The sequence below is a fragment of the Nannocystis pusilla genome (genome assembly GCF_026626665.1).
GTDB classification, from domain to species: Bacteria; Myxococcota_A; Polyangia; order Nannocystales; family Nannocystaceae; genus Nannocystis; species Nannocystis pusilla.
On the sequence record NZ_JAPNKE010000002.1, the window covers coordinates 6,661,407 to 6,676,338 of the forward strand.

A 14,932-nucleotide genomic window follows, 5' to 3' on the forward strand; every position below is an offset into this window, starting at 1 on the left:
CATACCTGAAGCGCGACCCCTCGCGCGAGCGCGCCGCCCGACCCCGAGGCCACCCGCCCTCGCTCGCGGCCTCCGAACCCGGGCCCTCGCACGACCTGTCCCCAAGGACACCCGACCTCCACCGCCCGCGCATCACCTGTCCCCGGGGACACCCGACCTCCACCTCCCGCACATCACCTGTCCCCAGGGACACCCGACCTGGACCCCCCGCGCATCATCTGTCCCCAAGGACACCTGACCTGACCGCCCGCGCATCACCTGTCCCCGAGGACACCCGACCTGACCGCCCGCGCATCACCTGTCCCCGGAGACATCTGACATCCACCATCCGCGCATCACCTGTCCCCGAGGACACCCGGCCTCCTCCGAGCCCGCGCATCACCTGTCCCCGGAGACACCCGACCTCCACCGAGCCCCGCCAATCACCTGTCCCCGAGGACATTGATCCTATCTGTCCCGAGAGACATCCATCATATTTTCTCTTTTTTTATAAAAATACGCCGACCTCGACCGATTCGCCCCACCTCGTACACGCCATGCTGGGAATCTCCCGCCGACTCGCCAACAATCCTGACCGGGGCGCCCCGGTCGCTCTGCCGCGGCCGCTCGACGTCCTCGTCGTCGGCGGCGGCATCGCCGGGCTCGCGGCGGCCACCATTTTGAGCGAGCGAGGCGCTCGCGTCACCGTCCTCGAGCCCGAGACCTTCCTGGGCGGCCGCGCCGGCGCCTGGACCGACACCCTCGCCGACGGCACCCGCTTCGAGATGGAGCGGGGCTTTCACGCCTTCTTCCGCCAGTACTACTGTGCGCGCCTGGCTGCGGCGCATCGACCCGGAGCTCGGCTTCCTGCGCCCCGTCGACGACTACCCGCTGCTCGGCCCCGACGGCCTGCGCGAGTCGTTCGCCGGCCTGCCGAAGCTGCCGATCTGGAACCTCGTCAGCCTGATCCGCCGCAGCAGCACCATGACCTTGCGCGACGCCCTGCGCGTCGACGACACCTGCGGGCGCGCCATCATGGCCTACGACCCGCTCGCCACCTACGCCCAGTTCGACCGCGAGGACGCGAAGAGCTTCCTCGACCGCCTCGGCTTCCCGCCGCGCGCGGCAGATGCTGTTCGATGTGTTCGCCCACTCCTTCTTCAACCCGGAGCCGGAGTTCAGCGCCGCCGAGCTGCTGATGATGTTTCACTTCTACTTCGTCGGCAACCCGGAGGGCATCGTCTTCGACGTCGCCTCGGGCCCGTTCTCGACCGCGATCTGGCAGCCCATGGCGGCCGTGCTCGAGCGCCGCGGCGTCCGCCTGCGCACGGGCGAGGGCGCCGTCCACTTCGCCCGCACCAGCGACGGCCGCCATCGCATCACCAGCTCCAAGGGACAGGTCTACGACGTCGACGCCTGCATCCTCGCCCCCAGCGTCCCGGCGCTGCAGCAGCTCGTCGCCGAGTCGCCCGGGCTCGGCCACCCGCGGGGCGCCGCGCCCGAGGACCCCGGGGCCGGCCACTGCTGGCGCGAGCAGGTCGCGGCCCAGACCGTCACCGCTCGCTTCGCGGTGTGGCGGCTGTGGCTCGACCGCCCGAGCGCCCCCGGCCGGGCCCCGTTCGTCGGCACCACCGGCCTCGGCCTCGTCGACAACATCTCGCTCTACCCGCTGTTCGAGGACGAGAGCCGCGACTGGGCCGCGCGCACCGGCGGCAGCGTCGTCGAGCTGCACGCCTACGCCCTGCCCGACGCGATCGAGGAGCCGGAGATCCGCGCCGACCTCCTGCGCGCCCTCCACGAGCTCTACCCCGAGACGCGCGCCGCCAAGACCCTCGACGAGCGCTTCCTGCTGCGCCAGGACTGCCCCGCCTTCCGCCCCGGCGCCCATCCGCAGCGCCTCCGCGTCGACACCCCCGACCCGACCCTCTACCTCGCCGGCGACTTCGCCCACACCCCGTTCCCCACCGCGCTCATGGAGCGCGCCGCCAGCACCGGCATCCTCGCCGCCAATCACATTCTTCACCACCACGGCGCCGCCGAGGAGCCGCTGTGGTCCGTCCCGCCGCGCGGCCCCCTGGCCCGCCTGATCCACCGCAAGGGCCTGCGCCACCCGGGCTAGCGCCCCACCGCGCAAAAGACCCCTGTCGACCAGGGACAAAGCTCCCCACCACCGCGAGCGAACCGCGGAGGATCGCCCTGCGTCGCGCCTCGGCGCGACATTGACAGCAATCCAGGCACCCGTCGCCGTCTTGCCGCATTGCTTGTCGGCCGCGCACGACAGGACGAATCCCCGACCCCGCCCTCGCGGACGCACGAGCGCCTCACCGCTCGCGCCCGCGCTCGCGCGTAGCAGGCCGCCGTCGCGCCTGCAGGCCGTGAAGTGCCGCGATACGGCGATCGAGCCCCGATCGAGCATTTGCCCCGCGTCGTCGATGCGAGCGCGATGTGGCATGATCTGCGCGAGCGCGCTGCGGGCTATACGCGCGCGCGCAGCCATCGCTAGCGAGCGAGGTTCCGCGAACCCCGTCGAGGCACGAGGAAAGCGGCAGGTGTAATCCGGCTAGCGCGTCGCGTCGACCTCACTATGCTTGCCTCGATGCTTGCGCGAATTAGCATTTCATGCGGGACAATGTGGGCAATGGTCGCGGCGCTGAGCGGTTGCGGCGGCGTCGGTGGCACCCCGGGGACCGACACCGATACCGGCAGCAGCACCACCGGCATCCCTGGGATCACCAGCGTCACCGCGACCGAGACCGGGCCGACCACCACCGGGACGACCACCGACGGCGCCGTCAAGTTCGACCTCCCCGTCGGCCCCGGCAGCGAGACCGACAGCGACGGCAGCGACACCAGCGTGTGTGCCGACGCCGACGTCACCTTCGAGCCGCAGATCCCCACCGTCCTGCTGCTCATCGATCAATCCGGCAGCATGACCACCCAGTTCGGCGACACCGACCGCTGGGAGGCCGTCTACAACGCCCTGCTCGACCCCGACGACGGCCTCGTCCCCCAGCTCGAGGGCCAGGTCCGCTTCGGCATGGCGCTCTACACCAGCTTCGAGGGCAACCAGGGCGGCCGCGAGTGTCCCGTCATCACCGAGACCCCGCCCGCGCTCGACAACTACCAGGCCATCGCGGCCACGTGGGACGCCAGCCAGCCCGAGGACGAGACCCCGACCGGCGAGTCGATCGCCGCGGTCACGCCGACCCTCGTCATGGACCCCTCCGAGGGCACCAAGATCATCGTCCTCGCCACCGACGGCGAGCCTGACACCTGCGCCGAGCCCAACCCGCAGAACGGCCAGGACGAGTCCGTCGAGGCCGCCGCCGCCGCGTTCGGGCAGGGCGTGCGCACCTACGTGATCAGCGTCGGCAACGAGGTCAGCGACCAGCACCTGCAAGACGTCGCCAACGCCGGCGCCGGCGTCGGCAACGGCGACCCCGACGCCCCGTTCTACAAGGCCGACGACGCGCAGGCCCTCGCCGACGCGTTCGCCGACATCGTCGACGGCGTCCGCGACTGCAAGCTCACCCTCGACGGCACGGTCTCCGAGGGCGGCGAGGACCAGTGCACCGTCTACGTCAACGGCGAGGCCATCCCGTTCGGCGACGAGAACGGCTGGCAGCTCAACAACCCCGGCGAGGTCGAGCTGGTCGGCGACGCCTGCGACGCCATCCAGAACGGCGAGGTCCAGGTCTCGATCAAGTGCGCCTGCGGCGTCGTCGTCCCGCCCGGCTGAACGAACCTCGGGCGCGCCGCTCACCCGCGATGCGTTCGCGGCCGCAGCCACCGGTGCCGCACCGGCACCACCGGCACCACGAAGTCCTTGAGCGTCGTGCGGCGCTCCTCGCGTCCGCGGCGCAGCGCCTCTGCGCGCTGAGCACGATCGCTGAGCACCCCGAACAGCCCGAAGCCGGTAAACAGCAGGAGCAACAGGACGAGCGGCGTCATCGTGTGTGACCTCCTCGGCTCGAGCGTGGGACCGATCGGGCCCGTGCGCCCTCCGGATCGCGCGATCGCCCGCACAGGCCCCGTCCATGGCCCGTGTACCGTCGTGCTCGCCGGCGTCGCTGCGGCCGCCGCCCGGGCAGGCCCGCGCTCGCGGCTCTGGCGGCCTCTGCCGCCGTTCTGCGGCCTTCCGCCACCGCGGCCGCCGCGCGCTGTATGCTGGGCGCGCATGTCCGACCGCCCTGTGCGTCACCCCTGGTCGAAGAACCTCCCGTCCGGCTTCGCCGCACCTGCACTTTGGGACAGCATCGTCATCGGCTCCGGCATGGGCGGCATGACCTGCGCCGCCATGCTCGCCGCGCTCGGCCAGCGCGTCCTCGTGCTCGAGCAGCACTATGTCCCCGGCGGCTTCACGCACAGCTTCAAGCGCGGCAAGTACCACTGGGACGTCGGCGTCCACGCCGTCGGCGAGGTCACCGAGCGCAGCATGCCCGGGCGGCTCCTCGCCGGGCTCACCGGGCGCCGGCTGCAGTGGGCCTCGCTCGGCCCCGTCTACGACGCCTTCGTCTTCCCCGACGGCCTCCAGCTCGGCTTCCCCGACAACCCGCAGGCCTTCCGCGCCCTCCTGCACGACACCTTCCCGGCCGAGCGCGACGCCGTCGACGCCTACTTCGCCCGCGTCCGCGAGGTCTCGGCGGCCATGCGCGCCTACTACCTGGCCCGCCTCGCCCCGCCGTCCGCACATGTCCTCATGGACATGTTCACGAGGACAGCCCGCCGCGCCTTCGGCGAGACCGCCAAGCACGCGCTCGACCGCCTCACCGACGATTCGCGGCTCAAGACCGTCCTCGCCGCCCAGTGGGCCTACCACGGCGCCACCCCGAGCCGGGCCTCCCTGGCGATCCAGGCGCTCGTCACCAAGCACTTCCAGTGGGGCGGCTATTACCCCGTCGGCGGCTCCTCGGCGATCGCCCGCGAGCTGCTGCAGACCGTCGCCGACGCCGGCGGCTACACGCGGATCTCCGCCGACGTCGCGCAGATCGTGCTCGAGAACGGCTCCGCGGTCGGGGTGCGCCTGCGCGACGGCGAGGAGCTCGCGCCCGCCGGGTGATCAGCGCGGCGGGCGTCTCTTCGACCGTGCAGCGGCTGCTCCCGCGCGAGGTCGCCGACACCCGCTGGGCCGCCAGCGTGCGCGCGCTGCCGCCGGCCCCGGCCCACGTCTGCCTGTACCTCGGCTTCAAGGGCGACATCCGCTCGGCCGGCGCCGGTGCCTCCAATCAATGGTACTACGATACCTGGGACACCGAGGTCGACGCCTGGGACATCGCCGACCCCGAGCGGCTCCCCGACGCGCCGGTCCTGTACTGCAGCTTCCCCTCGCTCAAGGACCCCGCCTACGACCCCGGCCCCGAGCAGCGGCACACCGGCGAGGTCGTCACCTTCGTCCCGTGGGACCGCTTCTCCGGCTGGCTCGGCACCCGCTGGATGCGCCGCGGCGACGACTACGATCAATTCAAAAAGGTCCTGCAGGACCACCTGCTCGCGCAATTCCTCAAAAAGCTTCCGGGCCTCGGGCCCATGCTCGACCACGTCGAGCTCTCGACCCCGCTGTCGACCGAGACCTTCGCGCGGCCGATGCAGGGCTCGATCTACGGCATCCTCCCGACCCCCGAGCGGTTCGCCAACCCCTACCTGCGGCCGCGCAGCAAGATCCCCGGCCTCTTCTTCGCCGGCAGCGAGGTCGCCACGGTCGGGGTCATCGGCGCCATGATGGGCGGAGCCCTCGCCGCCGCCGCGGTCGACCCGCTCGGCGCCACCCGCCTCCTCCGCGGCCTCTGACATGCCCCGCGCGACGCTCGCCCTCGTCCGCGCCCTCGCTGCAGGCTGGCGCCCGGCCGTTTGCCTCCTCGTCGTCGCGTGCGCCGGACCGCCGCCGACCGCTCCCTCCCATGTCCTCAGGGACAGCTCGGCCCCCGTCCCCGCTGCGACCGGTCGGACGGCTGCCGGCGCCGGCGCATCGGCCGTCCCCGCGGACTCTTCCGTCCCCGGGCAAGCGCCCGCCGGCTCCGATCATCCGGACGAGACATCCCCTGTCCCCGGGGACATCCAGTCCCGCCCCGCCGATCTTTCACAGCCCGGCCGGCCCTCTGCCCCCGATTCACCACATGTCCCCGAGGACAGCCCGGCGCCCGGCCGCTCGCCTCTCGCCCATGACCCCGAGCCCGGCCGCCCCGCGCCGCCTGTCCCGAAAGCTATCTCACCCGTCGGCCCTCCGCCGCCGGGCCTCGTCGACCTGCGCGCCGCGCTGCCCGGCGCCTGCTTCGACATCCGCTACGCCACCGCCGACAACTTCACCGGCGCGGTCCTGCCCGGCTACGCCGCCGCGGGCGCCTGGCTGCGGCCCCGCCCCGCCGGCGCGCTGGCGAAGGTCCAGGCCGCGGTGAGCGCGGAGGGCCTCACCCTCCTCGTCTACGACGCCTACCGCCCCGCGCGGGCCAGCCTCGCCATGGTCGAGTGGGCCGAGCGCAGCGGCCTTCGGCGGCTCGTCGACGACGGCTACATCGCCCGGCGCTCCGGTCACAACCGCGGCGACACCGTCGACCTCACCCTCGCCCGGCCCGGCACCTGCGAGCCGCTCGACATGGGCACTGCCTGGGACCACTTCGGCCCCGAGAGCCACTACGCGCGGGCCGGCGGCGACGCCCTTTCCCATCGCCGGCGGCTGCGTCGAATCATGCAGGCGCAGGGCTTCACCCCCTACGACAAGGAATGGTGGCACTTCACCTTCCGCGACCCCGACGCCGCCGCGCTCGACGTCGCGTACCAGCCCGCCCCCTGATCTTTTGCGCCAGCGCCTACGCCGGCCCGATCTCCGGTCGACTCGCACGAATTCTCCGCCCCACTCCGGCCCCCCGCGACCGAACCTCGTTCTCCCGCCCTCGCTCACCGCCCTTCCTCCGCGGCCATCGACCCCTCGTTTGACAGCTCGGGGGGCGCGCTGGGAGCATCGCCGGCGGAGGTCCGAATGCGCCCACTGTTGTCCGTTTCACTCCCCGCGCTCGCGCTCGCGGGCGTCGCCCTCACCGCCGGCGAGGCCCACGCCGGCAAGGGCATCGTCCTTATCACCCACGGCGAGAGCGTCCTGCATTATGACGACCTCACCGGCGACGCCAAGAAGTTCGCCGACGAGACCACCGGCCACGAGGTACGGGTCGGCTATCTCTACAGTCACTTCGGCGTGTTCTGGCTCGACCTGTGGACCTGGGACGGCAAGTATTGCCTCTACCACGGCGACAACGTGTGGAAGCTGACCCCGGAGGACGCCGCCGGCCTGCTCGGCGTCAAGGTCGACGACCTCGGCAAGCCGCTGCTCTACCGCGTCCCCCTGGGCATCCTGATCCTGCTCGGCCTCGGCGTCGGCTTCGGCCTGTGGCGCCGCTTCAGCCGCGATTGATCGCAGCCGCGTCGGGCTCGCCGAATGGCGCGAGCCCGACTGCCACCATTGCTTCTTTGTGAAAAAGCGAAATCACATCTTGGCGCGGATCGTCCGCACCAGGTGCCACAGGATCCCGTAGGCCGCGGCCACCACCAGCAGCCCGCCGATGCCCGAGCTCGTCATGATGTAGAAGTCGGCCGCCGGCTCCGGCAGATGGAACCCGCCGCCCGCCGGGAACGACATGTACCAGTCGCCCCCGTCCACGCGGCTGAGCTGCGCCCGCATCCCCCGCATCATCTCGTTGGCGATCTGGATCAGCCACGCCAGCCACCACACCAGCACCATCAGGCCCGCGCCGGCCCCGACCACCGCCTTGTAGGCCCCGCGCACGATCAGCGGCGGCATGAAGAAGTTGACCACCGGGATCATCCACCCGGCCACCGCCATCCCCGGCCCGAACGGCGCCTTGCCGCGATTCGCCGCGTACACCTTGTAAAGAAACACCAGCAGGGCGACCCCGATCACCAGCGACAGCAGCGTGTAAAGCGGCCCCATCACCGGCCACAGCTGATAGCTCAGCGACGGCACCGTGTACGCCAGCGCGAACATCACCAGCGGCAGGGCGAAGCGCACCAGCAGCAGCACCTCGAGCAGCCCGCCGGGCTTCGGCCCCGTCGCCTCCGGCAGGCGCCGGATCGTCGACCGCCCCCCGCTCGTGCGCGCCCGCCGGCGGCCACGAACGCCGCCGCCGTCACCGGCTCGAGGCTGCTCTCGAGGCCCGCCAGCGAGACACCGAGGATCTTCTCGAGCTGGGTCTTGAACGCCTGCAGGTCGAGGCCCTCGTGGAAGCCGTAGTTGCTGCGGCTGCCGTCGGGCCGCGTCTCCGCCAGCACCGCCTCGTTCGCGTGCACCTGCCCGGTCCCGAGGTCGGCGCAGCGCTCGTAGAAGAACACGCTCGGCGCGCCCGCCCGCCGCACCAGCGCCAGGAACATCGCCTCGTTGGCGTTGAGCGCCGGCGGCATCGACACCACCACGACCTCGACGTCGCCCGACTTCACGTGGCCGACGACGTCGAGCTTCGCCATCTCGAGCCCGCCCGGCGCCAGCCCCACGTGCGGCAGCGCCTCGGCCAGGCCCTTGCCCGACTCGGTCCACAGGAAGAACAAGAACGCCTCGCGCTGCGGCCCGGTCAGCTCGGCGAACATGCGGTCGGGCGCGCGGAACGTCTCCGCCGGGATGACTTTCTTGGCGAACGAGAAGTGGTGCTGGCGTGCGGACATGCGGAGCTCTCAGGGCTGGGCGATGGTGGCGACGATCGCGGAGTAGTCGTGTTGGCAGATCGAATGGAACTCGAGCGGTCCGAGGCTGGCGCCGACCTCGAGCATGCGCACCGGCGGCCGGGCGGTCTGCGGGAAGTCGGGGAAATTGGGGTCTACCAGCACGCAGCCGGGACCGATGCCGAAAATGTCCTGATCGGCGGGGTCGGGGTCGTCCGCGAACACCAGCGGCACCTCGCCAGTTTCGAAGCCGACCGGCACGCCCGCGATCGCCAGCAGCCGCACCCGCGCCCCGCCGGTCTTGCTCGCCTGAATGCCGTCCAGCAAATCGGTATAACGCGACACCGGCCACAGCACCGCGTCGTCGTCGGCGACGTCGGGATTGCCCTCGATGTCGTAGTTGGTCGCCGGGCACGCCGTGTACGTCGGCGCTCCGCCCTCGCACTTGACCCCCGCGTTGAAGCACACCGCGCTGGTCGCGTCCGGACGCTCCGGGTCTTCCCAGAAGATCTTGTTGTCCTTGAAGATGGAGTCGAACAACGGGTTGTAGCTGCAATCGACCTCGTCGGTCAGGATCACCACCACCAGGTCGGCCTCCGGCCGCAGGAACCCGTACTCCGGCTGGTTCGCGTCCATCGTTCGCACCAGGGCCAGACGCATGCTCTCGAGCTGCGACTCGAAGCCGCAACCATTCACGCCCCGCGGCAGCGCGCACTGCAGCGCCTGCACCAGGCTCAGGTTCTGGTCGGCGAGGTTGGTGACGCCGCCCGTGCGCTCGAGCCACGGCCGCACCGCCGCCTCGGGCTCCTCGGTCGTCGGCGTCGGCACGAGGCCGATCGATTCGACGTCGCACACATCGTCGCAGGCGTACGAAAAATCTTCCATGTTGAACGAGAACTCGCCCTGCGCGACCCGCTGGACGCAGCTCCGGATCGCCATCGCCCCGTTCTCCGGCGTCGTCTGGGCCTGCGGGCAGCGCGGATTGCCGGCGTCGGTCGTGGTGACGCCGATTCGCAGGTCGCGCTCCGTGTTCACCAGCGCGGCGATGTTCTTGGCCAGCAGCGCCTGCTCGTCCGCCATCGAGCCGGTGTTGTCGATCACGAACAGCACGTCGATCGGGTTCGTCCCCGACGGCCCGCCCGTCGTCGGCTCACCCGTCGTCGGCTCGTCGCCCGAGTCGTCCGGCTCACCCGATGGCCCGTACGTCGGGCCCTGAGTCTGACCGGCGCTGACCGTCAGCTCGTCGAGGATGCTGCCCTTGCCGCCGCAGCCGGCCACGGCCAGCGCGAGGGCCCACGTCACCGTCGTTCGCACGCCGCGACTGTACCAAGCTTCGCCCGGGGCCGCGGGCGCGATTTCGCGCCGCGCTCCTCTTCGTCAATCCCCGGCCAGCGCCTTGACCGGCGTTCCGGCGACGCGCTTGCGATAATCGACGTACCCCTGCATCAGCGAGCGGTACAGCATGGCGCCCACCACCTTGTGGCCGTGATGGGTCAGGTGCGACAGATCGCCGGCGCCGAGGGCCGGCGACGAGCGGACCCACCGGCCCATCGAGCCCGAGCCGCCCATCGCCTCGTAGGTGTCGAAGAAGGCGCAGCCCTCGGTCTCGGCCACCTCGCGCTGGGCCTGGACCAGCTTCGTCACGATCGGCCGCGTCACGATCTTGCCCGAGCCGTCGCGCTCGCCGTGGTCGAGCGGCGCCATCACCAGGCACGGCAGCTGCGGGTCGGCCTTGCGGAACAGCTGGATCACCGCCGAGTACTCCGCCCTGTACTTCTCCATCGTGCCCTGCGTGTTCATGTCGTTGCCGCCGAACATGAGCACCAGCAGGTCCGGGTCGCGGCGCTGGATCTGGCGCTGCAGGTGCTCCGGGTCGAAGTTGAGCAGGCGGCGGGTGAGCGCGCCGATCTGGCTCATCTCGTCGTAGACCACGCCCGGCACCGTGCGCTCCATCGCCACCCCGTAGGCGCGGACCTTGCCGCCGCCGGCCGCGCGGACCGACAGGGTGTGTTCGCCGTCGTCGGTCTCGATCACGTGCCAGCGGTCTTCGAGCTGATCGGCCGCCGTCTCGAGCTCGATCGGCTCCTGCTCGTCGAGCTTGAGCCGCAGCTTGCCGCCCTTCGGCAGCCCCGCGTACCACACCTCGTAGCGGGCCACCTTGCGGCCCATCGGCCCCTTTTGCGCCGTCGACAGCCGGATCTCCGCGCCCCCGGCCGACTCGAAGGTCGTCCCGCCGACCCCGTAATAGCCGTCCTTCTTGCAATCGAAGATGATGAAGCAATGTTGCCACTGGCTGCGCTCGTCGAAGCGCACGCCCTGGTGGCGGTAGCTCGCGTTGGGCTGGCCGAGCAGGTGGAAGCCGTGGCCGGCGTCGCCGAAGCGGGCCTGCAGCTTGCTGCGGATCGCCCCCGTGATCCCGTCGTTGCCGATCGCCGAATCGCCGTAGTGCATCGCCCGCGTCACCGCGCCCGGCAGGCCGAGCTGCGTGCGGGTCAGCGCAGCGTAGAAGCGATCGAGCGCCTCGGGCCGCTCGAGCGGCACCTCGACCGGCAGCGCGTCGTCCTCGTGCGGGGCGAGCGGCGGCACCTTCTCGTCCTCCTGCACCGGCGTCGCGCGGACCTCGACCTCCTTGAACTCCTCGACCTCCGCCTTCTCGGCCTCCACCCGCGCGACCGCGATCGCCTCCTTGACCTCCGCGTCGGCGACCTCCGCCTTCTGGCCCATCCCCAGCAGCTCGCGGCCGATCAGGTTCCAGAACGGCACGTACAGGAACTCCCCGGTGTCCGGGTCCGTCGCCAGCGTCCACGGCCGCACCAGGTGCAGGCAGCCGAGCCCCTCCGGCCCGGCCGCCGCCGTGACGCAGGCGGCCAGCGACGCCGCGACCGAGCTCTCCTGCGCCTGGGCGGTCTCTGCCGCCTCCACGGTCTTCGGCGCCGGCACTGCGTAGGTCAGCCCGATCGCCAGGCCCAGCCCGATCATCGCCCCGATCGCCTTGCGGAAGGTCCCGGGCGGGTAGCTCGTCGCGTGCTCCTCGTCGCGCGTGAGGTCGACCTTGACCTTGCGCTCCTCGCCGTCGAGGAGCCCCTCGTGTTCGTCCGCGGCCATGGTCCTGCTGGTCATAAGGTCATGTCCCTCAGAACTGGAAGTAGATGTTGGCCCGCGGCCCGCTCGAAAGCAGCAGGTGGACCGCCAGGCCCAGCGCCGCCAGCAGCAGCCCGATCAGCGGCCCCGGCAGGCGGCGGAACACCGCGTACGTCTCGCGGTCGACCAGGCCCTTCGGCGTCAGCAGGTGGTAGCCGATCCCGAACAGCAGCACCGTCCACACCGCCGGCGTGATCAGGCCCTCGCGGATCCCGTGGGCGTCGAAGCGGAGCAGCCCCGCGATCATCTTGCGCGAGGTGTCGAGGTCGTCGGCGCGGAAGAACACCCGCGACAGCACCGTGAAGTGGAACGTCAGCAGCACGTGGAGCGCGGTGTTCCACGCGGTGCCCGTCTCCGGCAGGCGGGCCACGATCAGGAACATCAGCACCGCGAAGCCGGCCAGGCCCAGGCTCTCCGGCTGGCCGAGCTGCAGCACCGCGGTCGACAGGCCGTACACCGCGCCGAACAGCAGCAGCATGCCCGTGACCCACATCGCCCGCGTCTTCGCCGTCCCCGTCCCGCGCCTCCGCAGCCGGTTCCAGCGGTTGAACACCATCGCCAGCGCGTGGATGTTCGAGTACAGGATGAAATTCCAGCTGGCCCCGTGCCACATGCCGACCAGGAACATGGTCAGCCACAGGTTGAAGTACACCCGCCCCGGCGAGCCCTTGCTGCCGCCGAGCGGGAAGAACACGTAGTCGCGCAGCCAGGTCGACAGCGTCATGTGCCAGCGGCGCCAGAACTCGCCGAGGTTCTTCGCCTGGTACGGCCGCTCGAAGTTCTCCGGCAGCACGAAGCCCAGCATCAGCGCCACGCCGATCGCTATGTCCGTGTAGCCGCTGAAGTCGGCGTACAGCTGCAGCGTGAACGCGTACAGCGACAGCAGGATCTCGAGCGACGTGTAGTTCTCCGGCGCGCCAAACACCGCGTCGGTGAACTGCGACGCGATCCAGTCGCCGAGGATCGCCTTCTTCGCCACGCCGATCATCACGCGGTACATCCCGCGCGTCATCGTCTCGGCCGACAGGCGCGGCGGGCGGTGCAGCTGCGGCAGGAACTCGTGCGCGCGCACGATCGGCCCGGCCACCAACTGCGGGAAGAACACCACGAACAGCGCGAACTTGCGGAAGTTCGGCTCCGGCGTCAGCCGGCCGCGCCACACGTCGATCGTGTAGCTCAGCGTCTGGAACGTGTAGAAGCTGATGCCGATCGGCAGCAGCAGCTCGAGGTGCGGCACCACCACCGACATCCCCAGCGCGTGGGCGACGTCGGAGAACACCCCGAGGAAGAAGTTGGTGTACTTGAAGTAGCCGAGCAGCCCGAGGTTGCCGACCAGGCTGAGGCCGAGCCAGAAGTTGCGGACGCGGGCCGCGCTCGCCTTCGTCCGCGGGTCCTTGCTGTCGAAGGCCGCGCGCTGCTGCCAGATCTGGCGCGAGCACAGGTAGTCGAGCACCGTCGACAGGGCCAGCAGCCCGACGAAGTACCACGGCGGCTGCAGCGGGTCCGTCTCGGGCCCCGCCATGTAGAAGAAGTAGCTGGCCGCGATCAGGAACAGGACCCGCATCACCGGCACGTGCGACAGCCCCCACGAGATCAGGAGCACGGGGACGATGAAGAGCAGGAAGTCGAAGCTGACGAAGAGCATCGGTTGCCGGCGACGTCGGGCGCTCACGCTACCCGCGCGGCCCGAGAACGCGAAACTTTTCCTTAGAATTCACGCGGCGCTTCGCTCACGCTATAGGCGCAATTCGGGACACCTGCGCCTCCGCCCGCACGGCGGCGGCGGGAGCACCGGGTCATGGCGCGCCGCTCGCGGCCTCGCTGGCGCCATCCTCGACCTGTCCACCTGGATGGGGGCACCACGCGGGGGTCTCGCCCGCGTGTCGCGCCAGCCACTTCAGAGCCCTCACAGGCAGGCCGCTCCCGGTGAGTCGACCTGGGGTGACGGACCCGAGGAGGTCATGAGCGGAAGACCGCCATCGGCCTCGAGGCCGGTGACGCGAGGTTGTTGCTGGGGGTGCCTCCAGGCTCGGGTTCGCGCTTGGTGCGCCGAGGGAGAACCCACGTACGATCGAGCCCTGCTGCTCCAGCGCCCCAAGCGCCCGAACGGATTCTGAACGCGAGCGGGACCTCCGCATCCTCGCCCGACTCGTTGCTGTCCTCGAGGACACCCGCGCCGAGGTTGCGACGAAGCTCGGCTCGATGCCCCTCCGCTGGAACCCCGCGCACTCCCCGACTCGCGCGCTTCCACGGCGTCCTTCATCTCCCGGAAGCACCCGGCATCGACTCGATCGAGCGGAACGGCTCCGAGCATCCGAAGGATGTAGTTCTCGGCGGACCGTGCGAAGCTCTCGAAGATGCACCCTCGCGCCCCATGTGCGCTCCAGGTCGAGATTGGGCTGTGCGTGCGACCCGACCGCGACCTCGTCGAGGTCGCGGCGGGCGCGAGCACCAGCACCCTCGCCGTCGCCGAGGGCATGTGCGGCCACGGCACCGGCTGGCTCGGTGCGCGCCGCGTCGTCCGTGCGGTCGTCAAGCAGCGCGGGGATGCAGCGACGCCGCCCACCTTCGTCGGCGCGGCCAGCGAGCGTGACCTCCCCGAGGCCCGGTATCGGTGGTTCGGTGGCCATGCGAACGTCGAGTTCGACGCCTTGCCCCTCGACCTCGCAGAAGCGTTCGTGGCTCTCGATCGCCAGGCGATGGCCGTCCCCATGCCAGCGGGGTCGTCGCTCGCGCTCGCGGTCGGCTGCATCGCCATCGCGCTCGACGGCGCACACGTGCGTGGGGCGCACGCAGGCTCGGGCCGTGCGGTGGTGCTGCGCCGCGGCAGCACACACTCGAGGAGTTGGTGGGGCCGCAGCTGTTGGAAGGCGTGCCGTTCGAGGTCGTCGCCAACGCGATCGGCATGCTCTCCACGAGCGGGCGCGCCGTCGAGCGCTTCGAGGCCGCGCTCGCGGTCGGCGACGTGCTGCTCGCCTCATCGCGGCCGCTCGACCTCGACGACACCGAGCTCTTCGCGCTCGTCGACGCGCACGCCGATGCGCCCCTCACTGCCCTCGCCCGCGCCATCGAATCCCGCGTTCACGGCGCCCGCAACGGCGGCGACGCGGCCTTCACCCTCGTACGGTGCGTCGTGTTCGCGCCCTGACGG

At 71.0% G+C, this 14,932-nt stretch carries 13 protein-coding genes and 1 pseudogene; 8 read left to right on the top strand and 6 right to left on the bottom strand.

Annotated elements, in window-relative coordinates:
• Positions 1-536: 536 nt before the first annotated feature.
• The 3 genes and pseudogenes from OV079_RS58800 (at position 537) to OV079_RS29405 (ending at position 3,718) form a co-directional block, all read left to right on the top strand.
• The gene (locus OV079_RS58800) at positions 537-1,178 is read left to right on the top strand and encodes an FAD-dependent oxidoreductase (RefSeq protein WP_420829434.1); all 642 of its coding nucleotides are present in this window, start codon (positions 537-539) and stop codon (positions 1,176-1,178) included.
• Positions 1,076-2,098: pseudogene (locus tag OV079_RS29400) on the top strand (FAD-dependent oxidoreductase); the annotation flags it as partial. The gene OV079_RS58800 and the pseudogene OV079_RS29400, both read left to right, overlap by 103 nt.
• A gap of 519 nt (positions 2,099-2,617) precedes the next feature.
• Positions 2,618-3,718 carry a vWA domain-containing protein gene (locus OV079_RS29405; protein ID WP_267772273.1) on the top strand — a complete coding sequence of 367 codons (1,101 nt, stop codon included), beginning with the start codon at positions 2,618-2,620 and terminating at the stop codon, positions 3,716-3,718.
• 20 nt (positions 3,719-3,738) lie between these two features.
• Here the strand turns inward: OV079_RS29405 and OV079_RS29410 are convergent, their stop codons facing one another.
• Positions 3,739-3,930, bottom strand: a complete 192-nt coding sequence (locus OV079_RS29410) for a hypothetical protein (RefSeq protein WP_267772274.1) — start codon at positions 3,928-3,930, stop codon at positions 3,739-3,741.
• Positions 3,931-4,156: 226 nt separating this feature from the next.
• Here OV079_RS29410 and OV079_RS29415 point away from each other — a divergent pair, with 226 nt between their 5' ends.
• The 4 genes from OV079_RS29415 (at position 4,157) to OV079_RS29430 (ending at position 7,381) form a co-directional block, all read left to right on the top strand.
• Positions 4,157-5,038 carry a phytoene desaturase family protein gene (locus OV079_RS29415; protein ID WP_267772275.1) on the top strand — a complete coding sequence of 294 codons (882 nt, stop codon included), beginning with the start codon at positions 4,157-4,159 and terminating at the stop codon, positions 5,036-5,038.
• A gap of 26 nt (positions 5,039-5,064) precedes the next feature.
• Positions 5,065-5,766, top strand: coding sequence for a phytoene desaturase family protein (locus tag OV079_RS29420; RefSeq protein ID WP_267772276.1), 702 nt, complete (start codon positions 5,065-5,067; stop codon positions 5,764-5,766).
• Between the two features lies 1 nt (position 5,767).
• Positions 5,768-6,766 carry a M15 family metallopeptidase gene (locus OV079_RS29425; protein ID WP_267772277.1) on the top strand — a complete coding sequence of 333 codons (999 nt, stop codon included), beginning with the start codon at positions 5,768-5,770 and terminating at the stop codon, positions 6,764-6,766.
• Positions 6,767-6,964: 198 nt separating this feature from the next.
• On the top strand, positions 6,965-7,381 hold the full coding sequence (locus OV079_RS29430) for a hypothetical protein (protein WP_267772278.1): 417 nt from the start codon (positions 6,965-6,967) through the stop codon (positions 7,379-7,381).
• Between the two features lie 72 nt (positions 7,382-7,453).
• Here OV079_RS29430 and OV079_RS29435 read toward each other — a convergent pair whose 3' ends face one another.
• The 5 genes from OV079_RS29435 to OV079_RS29455 form a co-directional block, all read right to left on the bottom strand.
• Positions 7,454-8,008 carry a DUF4328 domain-containing protein gene (locus tag OV079_RS29435; protein ID WP_267772279.1) on the bottom strand — a complete coding sequence of 185 codons (555 nt, stop codon included), beginning with the start codon at positions 8,006-8,008 and terminating at the stop codon, positions 7,454-7,456.
• Positions 7,972-8,643, bottom strand: a complete 672-nt coding sequence (locus tag OV079_RS29440) for a hypothetical protein (RefSeq protein ID WP_267772280.1) — start codon at positions 8,641-8,643, stop codon at positions 7,972-7,974. The genes OV079_RS29435 and OV079_RS29440 overlap by 37 nt, the downstream gene beginning before the upstream one ends.
• 9 nt (positions 8,644-8,652) lie before the next feature.
• On the bottom strand, positions 8,653-9,954 hold the full coding sequence (locus OV079_RS29445) for a hypothetical protein (RefSeq protein ID WP_267772281.1): 1,302 nt from the start codon (positions 9,952-9,954) through the stop codon (positions 8,653-8,655).
• A 63-nt stretch (positions 9,955-10,017) separates the two neighbouring features.
• The gene (locus tag OV079_RS29450; protein WP_267772282.1) at positions 10,018-11,760 is read right to left on the bottom strand and encodes a GDSL-type esterase/lipase family protein; all 1,743 of its coding nucleotides are present in this window, start codon (positions 11,758-11,760) and stop codon (positions 10,018-10,020) included.
• Positions 11,761-11,773: 13 nt separating this feature from the next.
• A complete protein-coding gene (locus tag OV079_RS29455; RefSeq protein WP_267772284.1) occupies positions 11,774-13,426 on the bottom strand; it encodes an MBOAT family O-acyltransferase in 1,653 nt (550 codons plus the stop codon).
• A 1,200-nt stretch (positions 13,427-14,626) separates the two neighbouring features.
• On the opposite strand from OV079_RS29455, the gene OV079_RS29460 reads away from it, so the two are divergent.
• Positions 14,627-14,929, top strand: coding sequence for a hypothetical protein (locus OV079_RS29460; protein ID WP_267772285.1), 303 nt, complete (start codon positions 14,627-14,629; stop codon positions 14,927-14,929).
• The last annotated feature ends 3 nt before the right edge of the window (positions 14,930-14,932 follow it).

Coding starts and splice junctions, on each gene's coding strand:
- OV079_RS29455 (WP_267772284.1), bottom strand. CDS start 13,426: ATGCTCTTCGTCAGCTTCGACTTCCTGCTCTTCATCGTCCCCGTGCTC.
- OV079_RS29450 (WP_267772282.1), bottom strand. CDS start 11,760: ATGACCAGCAGGACCATGGCCGCGGACGAACACGAGGGGCTCCTCGAC.
- OV079_RS29425 (WP_267772277.1), top strand. CDS start 5,768: ATGCCCCGCGCGACGCTCGCCCTCGTCCGCGCCCTCGCTGCAGGCTGG.
- OV079_RS29405 (WP_267772273.1), top strand. CDS start 2,618: ATGGTCGCGGCGCTGAGCGGTTGCGGCGGCGTCGGTGGCACCCCGGGG.
- OV079_RS29415 (WP_267772275.1), top strand. CDS start 4,157: ATGTCCGACCGCCCTGTGCGTCACCCCTGGTCGAAGAACCTCCCGTCC.
- OV079_RS29410 (WP_267772274.1), bottom strand. CDS start 3,930: ATGACGCCGCTCGTCCTGTTGCTCCTGCTGTTTACCGGCTTCGGGCTG.
- OV079_RS58800 (WP_420829434.1), top strand. CDS start 537: ATGCTGGGAATCTCCCGCCGACTCGCCAACAATCCTGACCGGGGCGCC.
- OV079_RS29440 (WP_267772280.1), bottom strand. CDS start 8,643: ATGTCCGCACGCCAGCACCACTTCTCGTTCGCCAAGAAAGTCATCCCG.